1 protein-coding gene is annotated in these 1,051 nt (G+C 44.4%); it reads left to right on the top strand.

What is annotated here, in order from left to right; all coding sequences use genetic code 11:
- Positions 1–56: 56 nt before the first annotated feature.
- On the top strand, positions 57–1,051 hold a 995-nt coding region (locus LZF95_RS27265; protein WP_233758626.1), incomplete at its 3' end, for an IS110 family transposase.

The following is a 1,051-nucleotide window of genomic DNA, read 5'->3' as shown; positions in this document are numbered from 1 at the left end:
TAGTTCCCATGATATAATCTGGTTCGTTTTAAGGACAGAACCAAAAAGAATATATCATGGACACCGAAGTTTCTCCTAAGTTATTCATTGGTATTGATGTGCACAAGCGCCAGTGGAGCGTTTGCATCTTTACAGCCAATTGCCATCATAAAACCTTCAGTCAGGCACCTGATCCCAAAGCCTTGAAGTCTTACTTGGATAAGTTTTTTCCAAAATATCAGATCATCTGCTGTTATGAAGCCTGTAAGTTTGGATTTTGGATCTATCGGGATCTAAAGAGTTTCGGATATGAATGTCTGGTGATCAACCCAGCTGATCTTCCCACTACCAATAAAGAAAGTAGTGAAAAAACCGATCCTGTGGATAGTCGCAAAATGGCCAAAGCTCTCCGTGCAGGACTGCTGCGAGGAATCCACGTGCCAACCTTGGAAACAGAAGGTGATCGCCAGCTCTTCCGATATCGCAAAAGGCTCTGGGCAGACTTGGTTAGAGTAAAAAACAGGATCAAGGACAAACTCCTTCAAAACGGGATAGAAACACCTCCTAAATACGATAATCCTTATTGGACAAAGGATTTTCTGGACTGGCTGGCCATCGTAGAGCTCCCTTCGGACAGCAGCAGACTGGTAATGGATTTATTGCTCGATCAGTTTGAATTTACCTACCGTCACTTTTTGAAGGTCTCCATATCTGTCCGTGCGCTACAGCGAAAAGCAAAATACAAGGCAAACTCCAAGCTGCTGAGACAGATCCCGGGAATAGGACCTTTGACAACAGTCCAGTTACTCACTGAGATTGAGGATATCCATCGCTTCAGAAATTTCAAACACTTCAACAGCTATATCGGGCTCAAACCGATGGTCCATTCCAGCGGTGAATCAGACCGAAAAGGATACATGACTTATCGCCATCATCAGGGACTGAGAAGCTCACTGATCGAATGTGCCTGGACCACTGTCCAACGAGATCCGGTGATGCTGAATCGATACGAGGAACTATTGCAAAGACATACCGGCAAACGAGCCATAGTTATCATAGCAAGAAAGCTCTT

Source organism: Algoriphagus sp. AGSA1 (assembly GCF_021390545.1).
Lineage (GTDB): Bacteria > Bacteroidota > Bacteroidia > Cytophagales > Cyclobacteriaceae > Algoriphagus.
This window is presented reverse-complemented; position numbering and strand designations above follow the sequence as displayed.